20 protein-coding genes are annotated in these 19984 nt (G+C 64.3%); 9 read left to right on the forward strand and 11 right to left on the reverse strand.

What is annotated here, in order from left to right; all coding sequences use genetic code 11:
* Window positions 1-125: 125 nt before the first annotated feature.
* From LCM4576_RS08530 to LCM4576_RS08540, 3 genes are all read left to right on the forward strand, one after another.
* A complete protein-coding gene (locus LCM4576_RS08530; RefSeq protein WP_071031682.1) occupies window positions 126-1151 on the forward strand; it encodes a LacI family DNA-binding transcriptional regulator in 1026 nt (341 codons plus the stop codon).
* Window positions 1152-1307: 156 nt separating this feature from the next.
* A complete protein-coding gene (locus LCM4576_RS08535; protein WP_071031683.1) occupies window positions 1308-2789 on the forward strand; it encodes an esterase-like activity of phytase family protein in 1482 nt (493 codons plus the stop codon).
* 106 nt (window positions 2790-2895) lie between these two features.
* Window positions 2896-4362: an MATE family efflux transporter gene (locus tag LCM4576_RS08540; RefSeq protein ID WP_071031684.1), complete on the forward strand. Its 1467-nt coding sequence runs from the start codon at window positions 2896-2898 to the stop codon at window positions 4360-4362.
* Between the two features lie 81 nt (window positions 4363-4443).
* Here the strand turns inward: LCM4576_RS08540 and LCM4576_RS08545 are convergent, their stop codons facing one another.
* Window positions 4444-5652 (reverse strand): MFS transporter, encoded by a 1209-nt coding sequence (locus LCM4576_RS08545; protein WP_071031685.1) that lies wholly within the window; start codon window positions 5650-5652, stop codon window positions 4444-4446.
* 135 nt (window positions 5653-5787) lie between these two features.
* Here LCM4576_RS08545 and LCM4576_RS08550 point away from each other — a divergent pair, with 135 nt between their 5' ends.
* Window positions 5788-6363, forward strand: a complete 576-nt coding sequence (locus LCM4576_RS08550; protein ID WP_071031686.1) for a TMEM175 family protein — start codon at window positions 5788-5790, stop codon at window positions 6361-6363.
* A gap of 3 nt (window positions 6364-6366) precedes the next feature.
* On the opposite strand, the gene LCM4576_RS08555 is transcribed toward LCM4576_RS08550, so the two are convergent.
* Entirely contained in the window at window positions 6367-6648 is a 282-nt protein-coding gene (locus LCM4576_RS08555) for a hypothetical protein (RefSeq protein WP_041007796.1), read from the reverse strand.
* A 174-nt stretch (window positions 6649-6822) separates the two neighbouring features.
* Between LCM4576_RS08555 and LCM4576_RS08560 the strand changes: the two genes are divergently transcribed.
* A complete protein-coding gene (locus tag LCM4576_RS08560; protein WP_071031744.1) occupies window positions 6823-7689 on the forward strand; it encodes an SDR family NAD(P)-dependent oxidoreductase in 867 nt (288 codons plus the stop codon).
* Window positions 7690-7697: 8 nt separating this feature from the next.
* Here the strand turns inward: LCM4576_RS08560 and LCM4576_RS37120 are convergent, their stop codons facing one another.
* Window positions 7698-8162: a low affinity iron permease family protein gene (locus LCM4576_RS37120; RefSeq protein ID WP_407067365.1), complete on the reverse strand. Its 465-nt coding sequence runs from the start codon at window positions 8160-8162 to the stop codon at window positions 7698-7700.
* Here LCM4576_RS37120 and LCM4576_RS08570 point away from each other — a divergent pair.
* Entirely contained in the window at window positions 8050-9705 is a 1656-nt protein-coding gene (locus LCM4576_RS08570; RefSeq protein WP_244510720.1) for a hypothetical protein, read from the forward strand. The genes LCM4576_RS37120 and LCM4576_RS08570 overlap by 113 nt on opposite strands.
* A 101-nt stretch (window positions 9706-9806) precedes the next feature.
* Here the strand turns inward: LCM4576_RS08570 and LCM4576_RS08575 are convergent, their stop codons facing one another.
* From LCM4576_RS08575 to LCM4576_RS08585, 3 genes are all read right to left on the reverse strand, one after another.
* Window positions 9807-10088, reverse strand: coding sequence for a hypothetical protein (locus LCM4576_RS08575; RefSeq protein WP_071031688.1), 282 nt, complete (start codon window positions 10086-10088; stop codon window positions 9807-9809).
* Between the two features lie 207 nt (window positions 10089-10295).
* Complete coding sequence (locus LCM4576_RS08580; RefSeq protein ID WP_071031689.1) at window positions 10296-10937, reverse strand: DapH/DapD/GlmU-related protein; 642 nt, start codon at window positions 10935-10937, stop codon at window positions 10296-10298.
* Between the two features lie 68 nt (window positions 10938-11005).
* Window positions 11006-11434: a CreA family protein gene (locus tag LCM4576_RS08585; protein WP_083354877.1), complete on the reverse strand. Its 429-nt coding sequence runs from the start codon at window positions 11432-11434 to the stop codon at window positions 11006-11008.
* A gap of 237 nt (window positions 11435-11671) precedes the next feature.
* Here LCM4576_RS08585 and LCM4576_RS08590 point away from each other — a divergent pair, with 237 nt between their 5' ends.
* The 3 genes from LCM4576_RS08590 (at window position 11672) to LCM4576_RS08600 (ending at window position 15071) form a co-directional block, all read left to right on the forward strand.
* Window positions 11672-12256: an SCO family protein gene (locus LCM4576_RS08590; RefSeq protein WP_071031691.1), complete on the forward strand. Its 585-nt coding sequence runs from the start codon at window positions 11672-11674 to the stop codon at window positions 12254-12256.
* Entirely contained in the window at window positions 12256-13128 is an 873-nt protein-coding gene (locus LCM4576_RS08595; RefSeq protein WP_071031692.1) for a 50S ribosomal protein L11 methyltransferase, read from the forward strand. Before LCM4576_RS08590 ends, LCM4576_RS08595 begins: the two co-directional genes overlap by 1 nt.
* A 98-nt stretch (window positions 13129-13226) precedes the next feature.
* Window positions 13227-15071 carry an aminopeptidase P family protein gene (locus LCM4576_RS08600; protein ID WP_071031693.1) on the forward strand — a complete coding sequence of 615 codons (1845 nt, stop codon included), beginning with the start codon at window positions 13227-13229 and terminating at the stop codon, window positions 15069-15071.
* Between the two features lie 236 nt (window positions 15072-15307).
* Here LCM4576_RS08600 and LCM4576_RS08605 read toward each other — a convergent pair whose 3' ends face one another.
* The 5 genes from LCM4576_RS08605 to LCM4576_RS08625 form a co-directional block, all read right to left on the reverse strand.
* Complete coding sequence (locus LCM4576_RS08605) at window positions 15308-15604, reverse strand: AzlD family protein (RefSeq protein ID WP_071031694.1); 297 nt, start codon at window positions 15602-15604, stop codon at window positions 15308-15310.
* A complete protein-coding gene (locus LCM4576_RS08610; RefSeq protein WP_071031695.1) occupies window positions 15601-16329 on the reverse strand; it encodes an AzlC family ABC transporter permease in 729 nt (242 codons plus the stop codon). The genes LCM4576_RS08605 and LCM4576_RS08610 overlap by 4 nt, the downstream gene beginning before the upstream one ends.
* Before the next feature lie 213 nt (window positions 16330-16542).
* Window positions 16543-17937 (reverse strand): glutamine synthetase family protein, encoded by a 1395-nt coding sequence (locus tag LCM4576_RS08615; RefSeq protein WP_071031745.1) that lies wholly within the window; start codon window positions 17935-17937, stop codon window positions 16543-16545.
* A gap of 29 nt (window positions 17938-17966) precedes the next feature.
* Window positions 17967-19064, reverse strand: coding sequence for a branched-chain amino acid ABC transporter permease (locus LCM4576_RS08620; protein ID WP_244510716.1), 1098 nt, complete (start codon window positions 19062-19064; stop codon window positions 17967-17969).
* A gap of 15 nt (window positions 19065-19079) precedes the next feature.
* The gene (locus LCM4576_RS08625) at window positions 19080-19979 is read right to left on the reverse strand and encodes a branched-chain amino acid ABC transporter permease (protein WP_041007813.1); all 900 of its coding nucleotides are present in this window, start codon (window positions 19977-19979) and stop codon (window positions 19080-19082) included.
* Window positions 19980-19984 lie beyond the last annotated feature (5 nt).

A 19984-nucleotide genomic window follows, 5' to 3' on the forward strand; every position in this document is an offset into this window, starting at 1 on the left:
TCCGTAAACGTTTACGAGAACACACCCGATGCCTTAAAATGTCAATCACCCGCTCGCGAAAATCGACATCCACTGCTTGGYCTGAAGGGCGGCCGGTGCTAGCGAAGACAGGGGGAGAACCGGCCTTGGCGTCCAGCATCCACGATCTCGCGCGTCATCTGAACATTTCGATCGGCACCGTGTCGCGCGCGCTGAACGGTCGCGCCGATGTCAATGCCGAGACGCGCCAGCGCGTGCTGGAGGCGGCCAGGAAGCTGAACTATTCGCCCAACCAGTCGGGCCGCAGCCTGAGGAAAGGCGCCACCCATTCTATCGCCTTCATGCTGCAACCGCATCCCGGCGATCAGCAATATGGCGAGCCGTTCTTCATCCCGTTCCTGACCGGTCTGCAGGCGCGGCTCGCCGAGCATGACCTGGATCTGATGGTCGTCATGGGCGAGCCCGGCCAATATCAGCCGGAGAGGCTGCGCCGCGTGGTTGAGACGCGCCGGGCCGACGCGGTCGTGTTGGCCAATACGCGGCGGGAAGACGATCGGATCGACTATCTCAGCAAGGCCGGATTTCCCTTCGCCACGCTTGGCCGAAGTCTATCCGGTGGCGACGCCTATCCTTCGCTCGATATCGATTTCGAGAGGGCGGGTGAGGAAGYCGTCGACCGGCTGGTCGCGCGCGGTCACCGCCGCATTGCCGCCATCCGCCCTTCGCTCGATCTCAACTTCGGCTACCTGTTCCTCGACGGCTACCGCAAGGCTCTGAAGCGGCACGGCATCGAAGTCGACCCCGGCATGATCGCCGACGGCTTCATCAACGAGACCGGCGGCTATCAGGTGACGCCGCGCGTCATGCTCTCCAAGGACCGGCCGACAGCCATCATCTTCAACAATGACGCAATGGCGCTCGGCGGCTGCAAGGCACTGGCCGAGATGGGCATCAGGCCCGGCCACGACATCGCGGTGATCGTCATCGTCGACACGCCGCTCTGCCGCTATTTCTCGCCGGCGCTGACGGCCTTCCGTCCATCGCTGGAGCCGATGGGACGGCGTCTGGCCGAGATGCTGCTCGCCTCGCTTCCCGCCTTCGCCGGCCCCGAAGGCACACGCATCATCCGCGAGGTCTGGCCGCTGGAGCTGGTCGCAAGAGAGAGCGATTGAGGCGGAGCTTTCCCTTCTCCCCTTGTGGGAGAAGGAAACTGTCACGCAACCATCACGTTCACGTCCTAGACCGCTCGACGGCAAGGGCTGCCCGCATCGTCGATGCCGCGCCCTTTTGAGCCAATAGCCGCTCTGCTCGTCACGAAGGGGATATCGATGAAACGTCTCAACCGAACCGTCGCGCTCGGCGCGGCACTTGCCCTGTTCACCACGCTGACCCCGGCATTCGCCGACGGCGTCGCCTATGTCAACAAGGGGCTCGTCGGCGTCGGCCGCATTCCGGCCAGCCAGAAGGACAAGTTCGGCGAGACGTTCGGTTCGGGTTCCGGCATGTCGATCGACGCCAAGTCCTGGGCGCGCGACGGCGCCAGCTACAAGGGCTCGCTCTGGCTGCTGCCGGACCGCGGCTACAACGTCGTCGGCACCACCGATTATCGCCCGCGCCTCAACACCATCGCCATCGAGCTGATCCCGACCGCTCCAGGTGCCGCGCCCGCCGCAGGGCAGGAACAGACCGGCGTCAAGGCGACACTTGCCGACACGATGCTCTTGACCGACGACAAGGGCGCCGACGCCACCGGGCTTGATCCGCTGAACGGCGTGCGCGAAGCCGCCGGCGACATGCCGATCCTGCCGCAGGCCGACAACGGCAAGCTTTCGCTGGACGACGAGGCGATCGTGCGCCTGGCGGACGGCACGATGTTCATCTCCGACGAATATGGCCMGAACATTTACCGCTTCTCGGCCGAAGGCCGCCTGATGTCGGCGACCCAGCCGCCGGCCGCGCTGGTGCCGATCCGGCACGGCAAGCCGAACTTCGCTTCCGACAATCCTGGCCCGGGCGCGGCCGAGCCCGATCCGAAGGACCCCGAGATCGGCCGCCAGAACAACCAGGGCCTCGAAGGCATGTCGATGACGCCGGACGGCAAGTTCCTGATCGCCGTGCTGCAGTCGGCGGCCCGCCAGGACGGCGGCGATTCCGGCTCGACCCGCCAGAACACCCGCGCGCTGGTCTATGATGCGTCCGACCTCGCCCACCTCAAGCTGGCGCACGAATATGTCGTGCCGCTGCCGGTGTTCAAGGACGCCAAGGGCAAGACCAAGGTCGCCGCGCAGAGCGAGATCGTCGCCCTCTCCGACAAGAGCTTCCTGATGCTGGCGCGGGACTCGGGCAACGGCCAGGGTCTCAAGGGGGACGAGTCGCTCTACCGCAAGATCGAGATCGTCGACCTCTCCGCCGCGACCGACATCGCCAACGGCCCGTTCGACGCCGCGGACAAGCCGGTTGCGCCCAAGGGCGTRCTCGACCCGTCGGTGACGCCGGCCAAGCTGACCTCCTTCATCGACATCAACGACAAGGGCGAGCTCGGTCGCTTCGGCCTGCACAATGGCGCGCCGAACGACAGGAACAACCTCTCGGAGAAGTGGGAGGCGATGTCGCTGGTCTCGGTGCTCGATCCGAAGCTGCCCGACGACTATTTCCTGTTCGTCGCCAACGACAACGATTTCCTCACCCAGGAAGGCTTCCAGGTCGGCGCGCCCTACAAGGCCGAGGACGGCGCCGATGTCGACACCACCTTCCTGGTCTATCAGGTCACCCTGCCTGGACTGTCCGGGAACAGCCTCGCCGCGAACTAGTTCTATTTCGGGCGTATGCAGAACGGCATACGGCCGAGCGCGGAAGGGATGCATGAGCATCGGGCCTGCGATAGCATCGCAGGCCTGATTCATTTTCGGTGCTGCCATGGATGACAAAAAGCCCGCACGCCGGCGGACTGGCGACCTGACCAGCGGTCCGATCCCGCGCACGCTGCTGTTGTTCGCGCTGCCGGTGCTCGGCTCCAACGTGCTGCAGTCGCTGAACGGATCGATCAACGCGGTCTGGGTCGGCCGCTTCCTTGGCGAAGCGGCGCTGACCGCCACCTCCAACGCCAATCTGGTGCTGTTCCTCATCCTCGGCACCGTGTTCGGCATCGGCATGGCGGCGACCATCCTGGTAGCGCAGTCGGTCGGCGCCCGCGACCTGCCCGAAGCGAAGCGCATCGTCGGCACCAGCGCCACTTTCTTCTTCCTCGTCTCGGTCGTATTCGCCGTCTGCGGCTGGATCTGGGTCGACRCCATCCTGACCGGGCTCGGCACGCCGGCCGATGCCTTGCCGCTGGCGCGCGCATACTTACGCATCATCTTCGTCGCCGTGCCGATGATGAACCTGTTGTCCTTCGTCATGACCGTGCTACGCGGCGCCGGCGATTCCCGCACGCCGTTCGTCTTCATGGCGCTGGCGGTCGTGCTCGATGTCGTGCTCAACCCACTGCTGATCCGCGGCCTCGGCCCCTTCCCCGAACTCGGCATCGCCGGTTCGGCGACCTCGACGCTGATCGGCCAGACGGTGAGCGTGATCGCCATCCTGACCGTGCTTTATGCGCGAAAACATCCGCTGCGGCTGGCTGGCTCGGACCTTGCTCTGCTGCGGCCCGATCCATCGCTGCTGCGCATCGTCGTCTTCAAGGGCATTCCGATGGGCCTTCAGATGATCGTCATCTCGGCCGCGGCGCTGACGGTGATGGGGATCGTCAATTCCTATGGCTCGCAGGTCGCCGCCGCCTACGGCATCGCAGCCCAGCTCTGGACCTATATCCAGATGCCGGCTCTGGCGATCGGCGCCGCCGTCTCCTCGATGGCGGCGCAGAATGTCGGCGCCGGCCGTTGGGACCGCATCGGCCAGGTCGCGGCGTCCGGCGTCGGCTTCAACCTGGTGCTGACCGGCGCGCTGGTGGCGCTGCTTTTCGCCTTCGATCGCCCGGTCCTCGGCCTCTTCCTCAGCAACGACAGTGTGGCGATCGACATCGCCGCCCACATCAATAAGGCGGCGTCCTGGTCGTTCATCCTGTTCGGCGTCACCATCGTGCTGTTCGCCACCGTGCGCGCCACCGGCGCCGTCATGCCGCCGCTGATCATCCTGATCATCTCGGTGCTGATCATCCGCACCGGCTTTGCCTATTCGATGCGCAGCGTCATCGGCCAGGAAGCGCTGTGGTGGAGCTTTCCGGCCGGCTCGATCGCCTCGCTCGTGCTCGCCGCCGCCTATTACCGCTTCGGCCGCTGGCGCACGATGCATATGATCGAGGACCGGCCGGCCGCCGGCGAGCCGCCCGACACCGGCCTCGGCGTGCCGCGCCAGCGCGCGCAACTCCTGCCGGAGACAGAATAGCTATAGCAATTCCAGGAAAAGTGCGCAGCGGCTTCCGTCCGGAATTGCGCGAAAACAAAGAGTTAGAGCGGGTTGGCGATTCTACCGCGCGTATTTGACGCCGAAACCGAGCGCCACCAGCGAGAAGATGATGATCATGCCGGCAAATGCGAGGCTTGCCGTTGTCGCGCTCGCCAGGCTCGACAGGATGCCGATGCCGATCACCGGCAGCGCGTTGCCGCAGAAACAGCAGATGAAGAAGGCCGAAACCACCTCGGCGCGACGGTCGCCCGGCGCGATCTGGTTGACCACCTGCAGGCCGCCGCGATAGCCGAGCGCCGCCGCCACGCCGCAGAGCGCCGTCGCGGCGATCATGAGCGCCATCGAGGCGTAGATTTGCGCTGCGACGACCAGTGCCACGGCCGGGATCATCAGGACGAGCGCCGCGAGCATGGTCGAGCGGCTGGACAGCCGGGCGGTGCCGACAATCGTCGCCGCCGCCACGATCGACAATTCGAAGAACAGACCGCCAGCCACGGCGTGATTGGTCGCATGGAGCTGCTGCGCCAGGATGCTCGGCGCCAGCGCGGCATAAAAGCCGACAAGCGCCATGGCGCCGAAGCCCGTCACCGCGGGCGCCACGAATTGCGCGCGGATATCGTCGGGCACCGAAAGCCGTGGCCGCAGCGAGACGTCCGAGAGCCGCCCCGGACTGGAGACCGTTTCCCGCGTGCGCCAGATCAGCACGGTCACCAACGCAAGCAGCACGAGATAGACCGCAAATGTCAGCCTGAGCGGCCAGGGCGCATATTGGGCGAGCAGCCCCGCCATCAGCGCGCCGAGCCCAAGACCGATGAAGTTGGTGCTGGTGGCGATGACGGCCGCGCGCGACTTGTCCTTGCCTTCGATCATCTCCGCAAGCCAGGCGGTGCCGGCGCCTGCGCCGACACCGATGCCAAGGCCGCTCAGAATGCGGGCGATGTCGAGCCAGGCCAGGTTTTCGGCGAAGAGGAAAAACAGCGCGCTGACCACGGCAACACCCATCGCGGCAAGCGCGGCAGGACGGCGGCCGACGACATCCGACATCCGGCCGAAAAACAGCAGCGCCGCCAGATTCCCGACGACGTAGACGGCATAGACCAGCGTCAGCGTAACCTGCGAGAAGCCGAAAGCCTGCTTGTAGATCACGTAAAGCGGGGTCAGAGCGGTGCTGCCGGCAAAGAGCGCGGCGATCATGGCGGCGACGGCGGTCATCGCGGCGCCCCCGCCAAGCTCATGGTCACGCGTCATGGTTTGAGCGTAGCTGGTCATGGCGATCTCCGGGTTGCAAGCCCAACGCCTAAATAATGGCGCCGTTCCAGCGAGCGAACGCCCTCCTGACAGTTCTGGCAGGATGGTCAGCCGCTGCATCCTCCCGTAACGTCTGCGCACAGCGAGGGAGGAATCATGGGCAAGGGACGGGTCGAGGCATTCACCGATGGCGTCGTCGCCATCATCATCACCATCATGGTGCTGGAACTGAAAGTGYCGCATGGCGAGGATTTTTCCGCGCTTTTGCCGCAGTGGCCGATCTTCTTCTGCTATGTGCTCTCCTTCATCAATGTCGGCATCTACTGGAACAATCTGCACAACATGTTCCACACCGTGCAGCGCATCGACGGACGCGTGCTGTGGGCCAATTTGAACCTTCTGTTCTGGCTGTCGCTGATGCCGGTGACCACGGCATTCATGGGAGAGAACCATTTCGCGCCCGCGCCGGTCGCAGTCTATGGCATAGACCTCGCGCTTTGCGCCGTCGCCTATACCATCCTGGTCATAAAGCTGCGCCATCTGCACGGCGCCGACACGACCTTCGCCAAGGCCGTCGGGCACGACAAAAAGGGCAAGATCTCGCTGGCGCTCTACATCGCCGCGGTCCTGCTCAGTTTCTTCAACCAGTGGATCAGCGTGGCGATCTACGTGGTTGTAGCGGCCGTCTGGTTTRCACCCGACAAGCGCTTCGAGAKGCTGATCGAAAAATAGAACCTACTTGCGCATCGCCTTGAGCTTCTCGGCAGCCGAGGCGGCAAGGTCGGCATAGCGTTCCTCCAGCCGCTCTGCCGCCTTGATGATCGGGAAGTCGTGGCCGAATTTCTCCAGCGCCAGCCGCAGCTTCTCGGCGAAATCCGCCTGCTTCTCCAGCGCCGCGAACAGTGTTTTCACCTGCGCCTCGCTGATATCGGGATTGGCGAGCATCTTCGGCACCTCGCGGCCCATCTGGTCGCCATTGGCAGTCTGCTCTTTCAGGATTCCGATCCAATCGGTCAAATACCGAGCTCCTTTTTTGAACAGCATGCGCGGCAGGCGCAGCGATGGTCAACCCATTGCGACTGTAAGTCGTCAACCCATTGCGGGCATCGCGGTCGCCTATCGGGACAAACCAGCCTTGCCTCGGTGGCGTCCGGCGTTAAGTTCGACCCGACCCGAACAAGGATGGAAAGCATGACCAGCGACGCCCAGATCCAGACCGCCCTGCCCGCTTTCGCCTCCGGCAATGTCGCCGTCGTCACCGGCGGCGCCAGCGGCATCGGCCTTRCCGCCGCGAAACGGTTCGCGGCAATGGGCATGAAGGTGGTGCTTGCCGACATCGGCGGCGTGCGCCTCGATCAGGCGAAGCAGGCCATCGCCGCGGTTGCCGGCGACGATGCCGTCCTTCCAATTCCCACCGACGTGTCCAAGGCCGAGGAGGTCGACCGGCTGGCGGAGCTCGCTCACGACGCCTTCGGTGCGGTGTCGGTGCTGATGAACAATGYCGGCGTCGGCAACAATCCGGGCAAGCCCTGGGAGAACCGCGACGCCTGGAAGCGGTTGATCGACATCAATTTCTGGGGCGTCGTGCACGGCGTCGAGGCCTTCGCGCCGCGCATGCTCGCGGCGGACAAGCCCGGCCTGATCATCAACACCGGGTCCAAGCAAGGCATCACCACGCCGCCCGGCAATCTCGCCTACAACGTCTCCAAGGCCGGCGTGAAGACGTTTACCGAGGGGCTGGCGCACGCGCTGCGCAACGAGCCGGGGGCGAAGGTTTCGGCGCATCTTTTGATCCCCGGCTTCACCTATACCGGCCTGACCGAAGGCGCGACGCAAAAGCCCGCCGGCGCCTGGACCGGCGAGCAGGTGATCGACTTCATGCTGGCATCGCTGATCGACGACGATTTCTACATCCTGTGCCCCGACAATGAGGTGGCGCGGCCGACGGATGAAAAACRCATGGCGTGGGCCATCGGCGACATCATCGAGAACCGCCCTGCCTTGTCGCGCTGGCATCCCGATCACAAGGACGCATTCGCGGCCTTCATGAATCGCTGACGGCCGCCTCAAGCCGTCGCTTTCTTCTTCGAGGCGTTCTTCCCGGCCGCGGTCTTCCTCGTGCCCGCGCCGGCGGTCTTGGACGCATGCTTGGTAGCGTTCTTTGGCGCATGCCTGCCCCCGTTCTTTCCGGTCGCGGCTTTGTCGGCTGCCTTTTCGGCGATCTCGCGATCATGCCGTTTCGCCGCCGCCTCGCATTTCGAGCGGATTTCCTCGACCTCCGATTCCGTGAGGTGCTCGATGCCGATAAAATGATTGTGGGCGCGGCCGACCCTGATCAGTTCGTCCAACTTGGCCTGGATCGCCGCGCCATCACGATTTTGCGTGTTCTGGATCAGGAACACCATCAGGAAGGTGATGATGGTGGTGCCGGTGTTGATGACCAATTGCCAGGTGTCCGAGAATCCGAAGATCGGCCCGCTTGCCGCCCATGCAACCACGATCAGCACGCAGATGGCGAAGGTGGCCGGCAGGCCCGCCAGATGTGCCACCTGGTTGGCTATCCGCGTAAAAACTTTCTCGATCATGCAAGTCCCTCGAACCGTGGATGCGCAGGCATTTGCGAAGAAACAAGCTGCCGCCCGCTCCGGTTCCCATGGAACGAATCTTCATGCCCGCGCGCAGCCACAATCGGATACACGCAGAAGGCGCAGGCGCGCGAAAAAACACCTTATCCGTTTGTTTGCAATAGTGCCGGTGCAGGCCAGAAAGCCTGTTCCTTCCGCTTCACGGCGGTTTACCTCCAAGCCCCTTCCGCTGCGCCACCCCCGCATGGCGGAAGGGGCACTCACGATCAGAGCGCGGAGCATGACCATCGAAACGCCCCGTCCTGTCACGCGCTATCTTTCACCCGGATTGTTTGGCGGCGCCGCGTGTCTCGGCCTTCTGCTGGTCAGCGCTGAGGCAAAAGCCGATCCCGGAACGGATCCGAAGATCACCGGCAGCATAGAACAGCACTGGACCACCAACGCGCTGGACAGCGATCGCGCCGTCACCGATTGGTACACGCTGCTGCGCGGCTCGATCGACCAGCAATGGGGCGATGCCGACGCCAATGCCAGGATCCATGCCGATTTCGAGGCATCGCGCTACGACAGGGCCTCGATTGAGGACGACCGTTCGCTGGCGCTGTCGGCGGAAGCTTTCCGGCGCTTGGAGGCAGGGCTCGAGCTGCGCGGAACGCTCAGCTATCGCGTGCTGAGCACCGGCGACGATCTGGGGATCGGYCCGCTCATCATCGGCACGCGTGAACTGAAGCAGATTTTCAGCGCTCAAGGGCAGTTCGGCGTCGATCTCGGCAATGCGACCTCGCTCACCATCGAGGCCACGGAGAGCATCGAGAAGGTCGGCGACACCCATTTCCAGGACGATCTCATTTCGCCGACCAAGCTTCACGCCGACCGCATCCTTTCCCAGGTGGCGGCAAGATTGACGCGGACCGTCGGCGAATATGCCTTCGGCGGCTCGACATCGGCGTTGCTGGCTTCGGTCGAACGTGTCGGCTTCCCGCCGCTCCAGCTTTCGTTCTTCCAGTACACCGCGCAGGCCGAAGCGGCTTTCAAGGGCAAGGACGGCTCGAGTTTCGGCCTGGCGCTCGGCGCGCAGTATCTACGCGGCGCCGACGGCATCTACGAGCGTGTCTTGCCGGCCTGGCAGGCAAATTTCGTCAAACCGCTGCCGAAGGGATTCGAGTTGCGCGGCACCTGCTTCGGCCGCTACGAGACATCCGACACCGACGATCCCCTGGCCTCATGGTTGCGCCGCGCCGAGCTCGAGCTCGGCTTGAAGCTGCGCGAAAATCTTGCCGTGGGCACCGGGATCTTTGCCCAGCTCAAGGACAATCTGCTGCTTGAGAATGTCGAGCGCAGCAAGGGCGTCTATGCCGAGGCCACCTGGGGCGCGACCAGGTCGCTGAACATCGTGTTCCGTGTCGATTACGCGCAGAAAGAAAAGACCATTCTCGACGAGCATGAGAGCACGGTCGACGCCTTCGTCGGCGTACGTACGAACATCTAACGTTTGCGGCCAAGCCCGCCAGTCGGCGGCCAGAAACGACAGACAGGAGGGTGTGCGAGCCCCTCCTGTCCGTTGCGGATGCTAGCTTTCCGCGCTTCTGCTCAGTGCCTTTTCAGCGAGTAGTTGTTGCTGCCGAYGTTGACGCCGATCCCGCTGAGGATACCGGAAACGACATTGGTCTTGTTGCCGTTCAGAATGCCCGAAACGACGTTACCGTTGAGGATGTTGTTGCCGTTGAGCACGCCATTCAACGCGCCGAGATTGACGTTCGGCGACACGTTGATGAGGCTGCCCGAGCTACCACCMCAGCCACCGGCATAGGCGCCGGCGGACGAGAAGGAAACAACAACAGCTGCGGTGAGTGCAAATACGAACTTCTTCATGACTACTCTCCTTTGTTGCTTGCGGTGTTTCCTTCAACTTCACCCCGATATTACCTCCGAAGAGACTTGTACATTTTGCGGAAATGCTTGCAACCACAGAGTGATTAATCCGATATATACACGCCGTTTTCCAATTTTTAACGCTAATATTTTACGTTAAAAACCTTGGTTACGGGCAATGGTAAATAGATCGGGGGTGCAGGTAGATCAGGGGGTATTGTCTTCCCAGCGATCGAGAAAGGCTTCGATCGGCATAGCCTGGATGTCGGGGATTGCRCGCGCCAGTTTCTCGGGCGTCCAGTCCCACCAGGCCAGCGCCTCGATACGTGCCGCGACAGCTGCCGGGAACCGCCGGCGCAGCGGCTTGGYCGGAACGCCAGCGACGATCGTGTAGGGCGCGACGTCATGCGTCACGACGGCATTGGCGCCGATGACGGCGCCATTGCCGATCGTGACGCCCGGCATGACGACCGCRCCATGGCCGATCCAGACATCGTGGCCGACACCGACCGATTTCGCCTGCCGGCGCGCACGAAATTCGGTGTCGACGCCCAGCCAGCGGAAATACTCGTTCGGCCGGTAGCTGACCTTGTGCTGCGTCAGCCGCTCGATCGGGTGCTCGAGCGCGTTGATGCGGCTGTTGGCGGCGATCGAGCAGAACTTGCCGATCGTCGTGTAGATCGCCTCGCAATGACGTTCGAAATAGGAAAAGTCGCCGACGCTCACCTCGCGCAGGATCACCCGCTCGCCGATCGAGGCATAGCGGCCTAGCTTGCATCCCTTCAGCTCCGCGGTTGGATGGATGCGCGGCTCGGGGTCCTTGAGGACAAGGTTTTCAGGACGGTCCATGAGGGGGCTTTACGCCGGCGGGGACGGCCCCGCAAGCGCGGCTTGTCGCTGCCTGCCCTGTCGGGAAGCTATTGCGGCTTGCCCTTGGTCCACACCACGTTCTGGCCGTAGAGCGGCACGGTCGTGATCGACATCTTCGCCGAGCCGTTCTGCACCTGGCGCGAATGCGACAGATAGACCAGCGTCTCGTTCTTCTTGTCGTAGATGCGGTTCACCACCTGCTTCTTCCAGATCAGGCTGAGGCCCTGCTTGAACACCTCCTCGCCGCCCTCGCTCATGTCGATGTCGCCGATGCTGATCGGCCCCGTCTGGCGGCAGGAAATCGAGGAATCGGAAGGATCCTCGAACCAGTTGCCCTTATGCAGCCGGTCGATGATGCTGCGGTCGAAATAGGCGACATGACAGGTGACGCCGTCGACCTTCGGGTCCTTGATCGCATCGACCATGATGTCGTTGCCGACCCAGTCGACACCCACTTTACCCACTTCGTCAGCCATGGCCGCGCCGGCGCTCAGGGCAAGACAGGCGGCGAACAAGCCGATCAGTTTTCGCAAGGAAGCCTCCTCGGTTCACGTTTGCCGATGTCAGGTGGGACAGGATCGTGGCGTTTGCAAGCCGCAATCGGACTGCACGGCCGCTTGCGGCAACGCGACATCTTTGCGCGCCCTGCGCCGACCCGTTAAGACTGTCGCCAAACTGGCTTTAGCCAAAGCAATGGCGACGGACATTCACTGATGATGCGTTCAATCCTGATCGGCATTCTCGTCCTGATGGCGGCGGGTATCGGCTGGCTGACATTCGACTGGTACCGCGGCCACTATGGCGGCGAGCCCTTCGGCGCGCCCTTCACCCTGGTCGACCAGAAAGGCGCGCCGATCACCGAAGCCGCCTTCAGGGGCCACCCGAGCGTCGTCTTCTTCGGCTTCACCCATTGCCCGGAAGTCTGCCCGACGACCCTGTTCGAGCTGGCCGGCTGGCTGAAGACGATGGGCGACAGCGGCAAGAACCTCAACGCCTATTTCGTCACCGTCGATCCGGAGCGCGACACGCCGGAGACGATGAACACCTATGTCAGCAACTTTTCCGACCGCATCACCGGCATCACCGGGGATCCGGACAAGGTGCATGCCATGGCCAAGGCCTTCGGCATCTATTGGAAGAAGGTCGACACCGGCGATGGCGACTACACGATGGACCATACGGCTTCGGTGTTGCTGCTCAATGCCAGGGGCGACTTCGCCGGCACCATCGCCTATGGTGAAAGCGCCGACACCGCGATCGCCAAGCTGAAGCGGCTGGCTGYGGGTGGCCAAACCTGATGTCGCAGACCAGGCTCCACCYCACCGCCAACAAGATTGAAGCCGACCGCATCTTCGCGGCGCTCGAGGCAGCCTTCGAGGATGACGGCCTGCCGATCGCCGTGCTGGAACTCGACGAGGACAACGACGTCCACGAAGTGTCGCTCTATGCCGATGGCGACGTCGATCCCGTCGAGGCGCGGGTTAGGGACATCCTCGCCGGTCTGGGCCTGGAAAAACCCGTCGAGCGCGAGGTTCTTCCAGATGTGGACTGGGTGTCGCGCTCGCTGGAAGGCTTGAAGCCGGTGCGCGCCGGCCGCTTCCTCGTCCATGGTTCGCACGACCGCGCCAAACGCCACGCTGGCGACCTCGCCATCGAGATCGAGGCGGGCCTTGCCTTCGGCACCGGCCATCACGGCACCACGGCCGGCTGCCTCGAAATGCTGGAGCAGGTGGTGCTGCGCGAGCGGCCGCGCAACGCGCTCGACCTTGGCACCGGCAGCGCGGTGCTTGCGATTGCGCTCGCCAAGCTCGCGCATATCCCCGTGCTGGCGACCGACATCGATCCGGTCGCCGTCCGCGTCGCCGCCGCCAATGCCCGCCTCAACCACGTCAAGGCGCTGGTCGAGACGGTGACGGCGCCGGGCTTCCATCATCCGATCTTCGCCAGGCGCGCGCCTTTCGACCTCGTCGTCGCCAACATTCTCGCCCGGCCGCTGATGCGGCTCGCGCCCGAAATGGCCAAACACGTCAGGCTCGGCGGCTCGCTGGTGCTCTCCGGCATCCTCGACCGGCAGCGCGATGCGGTGATCTCGGCCTATGTCGGCCAAGCCTTCCGCCACGTTCGCACCTTGCATCGCGAGGGCTGGGTGACCATCCACCTCAAGCGCTGAGATCGGCTTGCATCCAGCAGGTCTGGCCCTGCCGAAATCGATTCCGGTTTTCACGATCATGCGCTACGGTCGCCGCAAGCCACTCGAGGGAGCCCAAAATGTTCCAGACCTTTGATTCCGCAGGCGATCCGGCCGTCGGTAAGCCGCGCGTGGCGCTGCTGCGGCAATGGCTGGCCGAGAATGGCCTGGATGGCTTCCTTGTCCCCCGCGCGGACGAGCATCAGGGCGAATATGTCGCCGATCGCTCGGCGCGGCTGAAATGGCTGACCGGCTTCTCCGGTTCGGCCGGCGTCGCGATCGTGCTGCGCGATCGTGCTTTCATCTTCGTCGACGGCCGCTACACGCTGCAGGTGCGCAATGAGGTCGACCTTTCGATCTTCACCGTCGAAAGCCTCATCGACAATCCGCCGGCCAATTGGATCAAGGACAATCTCGGCAAGGGCGCAAGGCTCGGCTTCGACCCGTGGCTGCACACGATCGGCGAGATCAAGGCGCTGAAGGCCTCGGCCGAGCAGTCCGGCGCGACATTGGTGCCGCTCGACAGGAATCCTATCGACATCATCTGGAAGGACCAACCGGAACCGCCGCGCGCGCCGGTCGAGATCCATCCGCAAAACCTTGCCGGCGAGCTGGCGAAGGACAAGCTGGCGCGGCTGGCGAGGGCGATCGAAAAGGATGGCGCCACCCATGCGGTGCTGACCGATCCCTCCTCGATCGCCTGGGCCTTCAACATCCGTGGCGGCGACGTGCCGCACACGCCGCTGGCGCTGGGCTTCTCCATCCTCGCCGCCGACGGCAAGCATCAGCTGTTCATGGACCAGCGCAAGTTCTCGCGGCAGGTCGCGGCCTATCTTACCCAGCTTGCCGATCCGCATGACCCAAGCGAGTTCGAAACCGCCATCGCCGATCTCGCCAAGAACGGCGGCAAGATCGCGCTCGACCCGGTGCTGGCGGCGGAGAAGCTCCGCATGCTGGTCGAGGACAATGGCGGCAAGGTCGTCTTAGCGGCCGACCCGGCGCGTATTCCCCGCGCGACCAAGAACCAGGCCGAGATCGCCGGCAGCCGCGCCGCGCATCGCCGCGACGGCGCCGCGGTCGCCAAGCTGCTGTGCTGGCTCGACCGACAGAAGCCGGGCACGCTCGACGAAATAGCGGTCGTCACCAAGCTGGAGGAGGTGCGGCGCCAGACCGGCGAGGAAACGCAGATGCCGCTGCGCGACGTCTCCTTCGACACGATTTCGGGCGCTGGCCCGAATGGCGCGATCATGCATTACCGCGTCTCGCGCGCCACCAGCCGCAAGCTCGAGAGCGGCGAGCTGTTCCTGCTCGATTCCGGCGGCCAGTATCAGGACGGCACCACCGACATCACCCGCACCGTGCCGATCGGTGAGCCGACGCAGGAGATGCGCGAGCGCTTCACCCTGGTGCTGAAGGGCATGATCGGCATCTCGACGCTGCGTTTCCCCGCCGGCACGCGCGGCTCGGAGATCGACGCCGTCGCGCGCATGGCGCTGTGGAAGCATGGCTGCGACTTCGCCCACGGCACCGGCCACGGCGTAGGCTCCTATCTCGCCGTRCATGAAGGGCCGCAGCGCATCGCCCGCACCGGCACCGAAAAACTGCTCGCCGGCATGATGCTGTCCAACGAGCCGGGCTATTACAAGGAAGGCGCCTACGGCATCCGCATCGAGAACCTTATCCTGGTGACGCCGGCCGAGCAGATCGAAGGCGGCGACATCGCCATGCACGGCTTCGAGACCCTGACGCTGGCGCCGATCGACAAGCGGCTCATCCGCACCGACCTGCTGCACCGGGACGAGCTGCAATGGCTCGACCGCTATCACGCCTGGGTGCTGGCCGAGATCGGCCCGATGGTCGACGGCGAGACGCTGGCCTGGCTGGAGAAAGCCACCGCGCCGCTACCGCACGACGCGAAGATTTGAGGTTAGGATTCTCGCGTGAAGCGGCAACGTGTTCTTCGTCATTCTAGGGCGGAGCAAGGAGCGAAGCGACGCGCGCAGACCCTAGAATGACGAGGGATAGRCTGGCGGGACAGCGCCCCCTTGCCTTGCCAGGCATCTCCCCAGCAAGGACCATTCACAGGGAGAAATGCCCGGTCCACCCTCCGCAGCTGCTGCGGAGCAATGAGGGGCAGCGCCAAGCATTGAGGATGGAAAACCTACCCCACAAACTGCCGCGCCAGGACCAAAACCGCCGCGCCGGCCAAAAACATCGACATCAACCCACCGCGCAGCGACACCAGCACGGTGACGATCAGCGCTGCCCATTCCGCCGGTCCGGCATTGAGCAGTTCCGGCGCGACAAGTGTTGTGAGCACCGCGGCCGGCACGGCGTTCAGCCCCGCCTCGACGCGCGGGTGGATGGTCTCGAAGCGCGAGATGACGAGATGGCCGCCGACCCGGGTCAGATAGGTGGCGACGGCGCCGGCGAGAATGATCCAGAAGGTCGTGCTCATGGCCGCTTGCCCACGCCGCTATGGTGCGGCGGCAGGATCACCGCCAGGAGAACGCCGGCAAGCGCGCCGATCGAGACATGCCAGGGTGAGCCGACGGTCCGATAGGCGATGATCGAGGCGACGGCGCTGGCGGCGACGACGGGGGCCCAGAGCGGCCGCTTGCGGAAGCCGAGCACCAGGCCGAGGAAATAGATCGGCAAAAGGAAATCGATGCCCAGCGCATGCGTGTCCGGGATCATCTTGCCGAAGACCGCGCCCAATCCGCTTTCGATCACCCAGAACACGTAGACCGGCAGGCCGAGCCCCAGATACCAGACGAAGCCGACGGGACGGCCCGACTCCGCCCTCGCCTCGGCGATGGCGAATTGCGGGTCGGTCAGGATGAAATAGCCGGCGGCCTGCTGCAGCAGCGGCCAATGCGCGATGCGCCGACCGATGCCGGCCGAATAGAGCACGTGTCGGAAATTCACCGCGAAGATCGACAGCACGATCAGCCATGGCGCGACGTGCTGGCCGAACAGCTCGATACCGACCATCTGGCTGGCGCCGCCATAGATCATGGCGCTCATCAGGAAGGCTTCGAGGACGGAGAAACCGTTGTCGACGGCGATCGCGCCGAACAGGATCGCGAACGGCGCAGATGCGACGACGACCGGCGTGGACAATCGCACGCCGTCCCAGAAATCGCCGCCGGCCCTGCTCTCAGAGATTGCTTCCGCCGTCATCAAGYCGCTCCTAGTGCACGTCGCCCAGAAGTGCGCAGCGGTTCTGGGACAACGACATGCATCATTTAAAGCGCATCGCCTGGATTCGTTCAGCGCGACGCTCTTTAGGCGGCCTCATGTAGGGAGCGTCGCCCCGCTTGTCACACCAATTCGCTTGACCCAGCGATCAGCGGAACTGATCGCCGGGTTGTGACGCGCCTATGGTTTGCTGGCTCAGCTGACGAAATAGCGCTGCCATTCGAAGTCGGTGATGTGCGAGGCCTGCCAGGCATCGAAGGCGGCCTGCTCGGCGCGGCGGCTCTCGGCGTAATTGTCGCGGAAGGCTTCGCCGAAAGCCTCGGCGCAGAAATCGGATGCCGCGAAAGCCTCGATGGAAGCGTTCAGCGTGCGCGGCAGCTTCGGCTTGTCGAGATTGGCGAGGTTGCTCGTCACCGGCGCCTCGAGCGGCAGGTTCTTCTCGATGCCTTCGCAGCCGGCCGCCAGGATCGCGGCGATCGAGAGATAAGGATTGACGTCGGCGCCGGGCGCCCGGTGCTCGAACCGGCAGGCGGCATCGTTCGGCGTGGTGATGGCGCGGATCGGCGCGGTGCGGTTCTCAAAACCCCAGGCGACGTCTTCTGGCGACCACGCGCCGCGATCGAAGCGGCGGTAGGAATTGACCGTCGGCCGGAAGAAGATATGCGTCTCCTGCATGCGGTTGAGCACGCCGGCAAGGAATTTCTCGGCGACCGGCGTCAGCCGGTTCGGGCCGGCGGCGAAGGCCGGCTTGCCGTCCTGCCACAGGCTGACATGGTGATGCGCGCCGCAGGCGCTTTCCTTGCCCGGCGGCTGGAAGCGCGTCATGAAGGTGGCGACCAGCCCACGCTCGGCGCACAGCTCGCGCAGATGCAGCTTGGCGCGCATGGCGGCATCCGCCGCGGCGAGCGCGCTCTTCGGTGTCAGCGCGTATTCATACATGCCATAGCCATATTCGGTGACGAGCGAGGCGACGCCGATGTCGATGCTCTTCATGCGCGTGATGAACTCGGCGGCGAAATCCTGGTATTCGCCGCTGCGCACCAAGTCGTAGTTGATCAGCGAATGGCCCCACGGCTTCAGCTCGCGATAGCGGCCCGCGCGCATCAGGTCGTGGTCGGCGTGGAAAATGCCGAACTCGTATTCGAGGGCGAATTTCGGCTCGTAGCCGAGCGCCCGCGCGCGCTCCTCGACACGGGCGAGGACGTTGCGCGGATCGTAGGCGCAAGGCGCGCCGTCAAGCATGTAGGAGCGCGTGATGGCGGAAGCGAATTTGGGCTTCCAGCCATGCTGCACCACCGTCTCCGGATCGATGATGCCCTTGATGTTGGGAAAGCCGTTCTCCTCATTGGCGCTCGGTGAAGCGAAGGCGACGTCGCCCATCGGCTGGCCATCGCCATGCGTGACGCAATAGAGGATGGCGTTGATCGACTCGCCGGATGTGGAGAGCTTCAGCGGCGCGATCTTGGAGCGCACGACGCCCGACGTGTCGACCGTATGCACCTCGACGAACTCGACGCCGCGCTTGGCGAGCTCGGCCTGCAGCGCTTCGAGCTTCGGCGCATACGCCGCCACCCTGTCCTCAAATTCCACGTTCAACCCTCCACCAGGAAATGACTGAGCTATTTGGCGTTGCGCCGCAACAGAAGCGAGAAGAGCTCGTCGAGCTCATGCCGGCCGCTGATGCCGCTTGGCCGGAACGCCATGCAAAGCACGATGACCACGCCGAGCGCCACGYCCGACAGGCCGAGCAGCTGCGGCATTTGGATGCCCGCGACGGTCACGCCGGACTCGATGCTGCGGATGAATTCCAGTCCGATCGAAAGCACGATGACGCCGGTCACCGCTCCCGTCACCGTCGCCATGCCGCCGAGGATCAGCATCGCCAGCGTGTTGAAGATCATCTGGAAATAGAAGAGCTTGGGGCTGATCGTGCCGGCGAAATAGGCGTAGAGCACCCCGGCGAGTCCGCAGATCAGCGCCGACAGCACCCATGACATCAGCCGCAGTTTTTTCGCATCGATGCCGAGTGCCGCGGCAGCCTGCGGGCTCTGCGCGCTGGCTCGCAACTGCAGGCCCCAGCGGCTGTCCTTGAAGAGCCGCGCCGCCACGATCGCCAGCACTGCGAAGACCAGCATCCACGGCAGGCCGACAACTTTCGGGATGCCGAAAAAGGCCTGGTTGCCCTTGAACAGATCGGTCCAGTTGAGGAACACCGAGTGGACGATGATCAGCAGCGCCAGGCTGACGATGGTCGCCGCAACTCCCGACAGCCGGCTGATCACCTTGCCGCTGACCAGCGCCACGATGCCGACGACCAGGAGCGCGATGAGCGCCGACGAAACCGGATCGAGCTCCAGCGTCGCAAAGCCGAACGGCGCGTTGGGGATCGACAGCTTCTTCATGGCAAGCGGCGTCGACAGGATGGCGACGCCATAGGCGCCGAGCCCGACGAAGGCGCTGTGGCCGAGATTGGCGATGTTGGAATTGCCCATGAACACCTGCAGCCCGACCACCACGATCAGGTTCACGAAGGCGCCGAGCGCCAGGAAGGTGTAGTAGGTCGGCGCGAAATTCAGCACCAGGAGCCCGATCACCAACACCGGCAGCGCCGTCACCAGCCCGCCGATCAGCGAGCGGACCGGCGCATTGTTGGATCGCGTTGCGCCGGTCGGAGCCGCCATCTGGTCGACCGCTTGCGAGAGTTCGGAGCCTGCCACGTCGGATCCCCCGCCCTAAATCTCTTTGTCGCCGAGTTCGATGCGCTGGCCGAGCAGACCCTCCGGCCGGTAGACAAGCAGCGCGACGATGATGGCGTAGGTGAGCGCGTCCCGGAAGCCCGCATATTCCTGCGGCAGCGCGACAAGCAGGCCGACTTCGATGAAGCCGAGCAGCATGCCGCCGACAGCAGCGCCCGGCAGCGAGCCGAAGCCGCCGATGACGCAGGCGACGAAGGCCTTCAGCACAAGGCCGAAGCCGAGATCGGGTGAGACGCTGCCGCGCCGCGCCAGGATGAAGACGGCGGCGATGCCCGCCAGCGCGCCAGAAATCGCGAAGGCCGTGGCGATCACGCGGTTTGCCTTGATCCCCATCAGCCGCACTGTGGCGAAGTCGCGCGAGGCGGCACGAATGGCGAGCCCGAGAGTCGAGCGGCTGAGGAAGAGCACCAGCGCAAGGATGGTCAGGCCGGAGACGATCAGTTCCATCACCTGCAGCGAGGAGACGGCGAAGGGGCCGAAGAACCACATCTGGTTCAGGCCGTTGAGGACCGAGACCGACTGCGGCTTGGGCGAGATCAGAAGCATGAAAAGGTTCTGCACCACGATCGACACGCCGAAGGCGGTGAGCAACCCGGTCGTGGTCGGCGCGTAACGCACCGGCCTGAAAGCGACGCGCTCGAACACGACCGCCGCAAGTGCGGCCATGCCGACGGCAAGCAGCACCGCGACGAAGGGCGAGGTCAGCCCGAGCGCCGCTGCCAGGAACACGCTGTACGCCGAGACGCCGATGATCTCGCCATGCGCGAAATTCACCAGCCCCATGATCGAGAACACGACGGCAAGTCCAAGCGCCACCAGCGAATATTCGGCGCCGAAGGCGAGCGCATTGAGGAGTTGCTGCAAGGCGTAATCCATCGTCG

The sequence above is a fragment of the Mesorhizobium sp. LCM 4576 genome (assembly GCF_001854815.1).
Lineage (GTDB): Bacteria > Pseudomonadota > Alphaproteobacteria > Rhizobiales > Rhizobiaceae > Mesorhizobium > Mesorhizobium plurifarium.

What these genes read in the sequence shown, in the direction of transcription:
- LCM4576_RS08610 (WP_071031695.1), bottom strand. Translation starts at nt 16,329, where the DNA reads ATGACGGCGGAAGCAATCTCTGAGAGCAGGGCCGGCGGCGATTTCTGG.
- LCM4576_RS08605 (WP_071031694.1), bottom strand. Translation starts at nt 15,604, where the DNA reads ATGAGCACGACCTTCTGGATCATTCTCGCCGGCGCCGTCGCCACCTAT.
- LCM4576_RS08585 (WP_083354877.1), bottom strand. Translation starts at nt 11,434, where the DNA reads ATGGCTGACGAAGTGGGTAAAGTGGGTGTCGACTGGGTCGGCAACGAC.
- LCM4576_RS08625 (WP_041007813.1), bottom strand. Translation starts at nt 19,979, where the DNA reads ATGGATTACGCCTTGCAGCAACTCCTCAATGCGCTCGCCTTCGGCGCC.
- LCM4576_RS08545 (WP_071031685.1), bottom strand. Translation starts at nt 5,652, where the DNA reads ATGACCAGCTACGCTCAAACCATGACGCGTGACCATGAGCTTGGCGGG.